The sequence below is a fragment of the Methylobacterium sp. WL103 genome, from assembly GCF_008039885.1.
Classification (GTDB): domain Bacteria; phylum Pseudomonadota; class Alphaproteobacteria; order Rhizobiales; family Beijerinckiaceae; genus Methylobacterium; species Methylobacterium cerastii.
The window spans coordinates 1-2,281 of sequence record NZ_VRUX01000646.1 but is presented as its reverse complement, the minus strand read 5'-3'; the positions used below and the strand labels follow the sequence as shown (position 1 = coordinate 2,281).

The following is a 2,281-nucleotide window of genomic DNA, read 5'->3' as shown; positions in this document are numbered from 1 at the left end:
CCGCGGGACCGGGCGCGACCCGCCCCGCCGCATTGCCGCCGGCTTCGCGCCGGGCCGTGTTGCGGATCGGCGACGGTCCGGCGGACCGGATCGGGCTACCCGAAATCCGTCAAGAATTCGAGACCGGCGCGATCGGCCCAGCGGACGAAACGCGGTCGACGCCGGAAAGCCTTTGTTTACCCCGCCGTCGGATTTTGGCGCTCGCTCACGATCCGCACGCAAGACTTCGAACCAGGGCCACCCCTGAACAAGGACGTATCCATGCGACGCTCGGCTGCCGGACTCGGCGCACTCGCTGCCGCTGCCCTCCTCGTCACCCTCGCGCAGGGCGCCTTCGCCGCGGGCGACGGCGAGACCCCGGCCGCCAAGGCGGCGCCCCATGTCGAGAAGACCTTCCTGATCCCGTCGAGCGACGGCTACGGCGTCGGCGAGTGCCTGACGAGCCCCGGCAGCGAGTGCGGCCAGGTCGTCGCCAACGCCTGGTGCGAGGCGCAGGGCTACGCCACCGCCAACGCCTACGGGATCGCGGCGGCCGAGGAATACACCGGCGCCATCGACCTCCCCGTGACGAAGCCGGCCGAGCGCCCGATCCGCATCACCTGCCAGGATTGAGGGCTTTCGGGATTTGGGCCGAGCCTTTCCCTCCCCCGTAAAGAGGGAGGGACAGCGCGGCGCTCAGCCCTTCAGGAACGCGCCGCATTTCGGCGGCGGCTCGGTGCCCCAGGGCATCAGGGGCACGCTCGAGGTGGAGTTCTTGGGCGAACCCTGGATCACCCGGTCGGAATAGACCATGTAGATCAGCGTGTTGCGCTTCACGTCGCAGCCGCGCACGATCTGCATCGACTTGAACACCAGCGAGCGGCGCTCGCTGAACACCACCTCGCCCTGGCCGAACTTGCCCGAGAACTGCACCGGCCCGACCTGGCGGCAGGCGAGCGAGATGTCGGACACGTCCTCGGCGAGGCCGAGCGTGCCCTTGATGCCGCCCTTCTCCGGCTGGGTGTACCAGCAGGCCACCCCGCTCACGAGCGGGTCGTCGACGCCGTAGACTACGAGCTTGTCGTTGGGCGTGAGCGGGCGCCAGACCGTCGACTTGTCGAAGATCCGGTCGGGCTCCTGCGCCGCGGCGGCCCCCGCGAGGCCGACCAGCGCCGACAGGAGCAGCGCGGCCCGCGCGCCGCGTGTGAGACCCCGAAGCAACATCGTTCACCATTCCCCCGCTTGTGTCGTCGCGGGCATGTAGGAGGGCTGTCGCCGATGCGCGAGGGCGTTTAAAAAAGTTAAGCCCGCCGGGGCTTCGTTTCCCGGCGCCGACCTTCACGACGCGGCGAACCGTTCACCCACCGCCCTGCGCCGAACCCCCGATCGTTCAGCCATGCCGTCGACGCGCCTTCGATTCCGCCCGCTCCGCCGCCCGCTCGCGATCCTCGCGCTGTGGCTCGGCGCGACCGTGGCCGCGCACGCCCAGGACCAGATCCAAACCCCGGTTCCGGCCGCGGAAAATTCCGCCCCGGCGCCGAGCCGCCTGCCGAGCGCGGCCTGCCTGCGCTACCGCTCCGAGTTGGCGAGCCTGAGCAACGGCGCCAGCACGGTGCGCGCGCTGCAGAGCGAGATCGGCCGGCTCGAGGCCTATCACCGCTCCTTGAATTGCGAGGGCGGCACCTTCCTGTTCTTCGACACGCGGCCCCCGCAATGCGGCGCCGTCGAGCAGCGCATCCGCGCGCTCAACGCCACCTATGGCGGCGCGGCGATCGACGACACCGGCGCCCGACGCCGCCAGCTCCAGGGGCTGGTGGCCTCGTCCTGCGCCGACTCCGCACGCGTCGACCCGGCGACCGGCGAGACCCATGCCCGCGGCGGCGCGCAGGTGATCTGCGTGCGGACCTGCGACGGCGCCTACTTTCCGATGCGCAACCTGCCCGAGGGCCGCACCGGCGCCGACGAGATGTGCCAGGCGCTCTGCCCCGGAACGGAGGCTGCGGCCTACTCGATGCCCTACGGCGACGACGCCCTGAAGTCGGCGGCGACCGTGAAGGGCAGCAAGGCCTACGTGTCGCTCGCCAACGCCTTCAAGTTCCGCAAGGCCTTCGTGCCGAACTGCTCGTGCAAGCCCGCCGACAAGACCTGGGCGCAGTCGCTGACCAAGGCCGAGAGCATGCTGGTGCGGCACAAGGGCGACATCTTCGTCACCCCGATGCAGGCCGAGGCGCTCTCGCGCCCGAGCCCGAAGGTCCGCCTCACCCTCGTCGGCCGCGCCGACCGGACCGCGGCGGTGCTGGCC

Annotated in this window: 3 protein-coding genes; 2 read left to right on the top strand and 1 reads right to left on the bottom strand. The window is 70.9% G+C overall.

From position 1 onward, the window contains the following. Positions 1 to 261 precede the first annotated feature (261 nt). The gene (locus tag FV222_RS23655) at positions 262 to 612 is read left to right on the top strand and encodes a hypothetical protein (RefSeq protein ID WP_147754539.1); all 351 of its coding nucleotides are present in this window, start codon (positions 262 to 264) and stop codon (positions 610 to 612) included. A 63-nt stretch (positions 613 to 675) separates the two neighbouring features. Here the strand turns inward: FV222_RS23655 and FV222_RS23650 are convergent, their stop codons facing one another. Continuing rightward, on the bottom strand, positions 676 to 1,203 hold the full coding sequence (locus FV222_RS23650; RefSeq protein ID WP_147815790.1) for a CreA family protein: 528 nt from the start codon (positions 1,201 to 1,203) through the stop codon (positions 676 to 678). Positions 1,204 to 1,375: 172 nt separating this feature from the next. On the opposite strand from FV222_RS23650, the gene FV222_RS23645 reads away from it, so the two are divergent. Continuing rightward, positions 1,376 to 2,281, top strand: a 906-nt coding sequence (locus tag FV222_RS23645) for a DUF2865 domain-containing protein (protein WP_147815789.1), incomplete at its 3' end; no start/stop codon positions are given.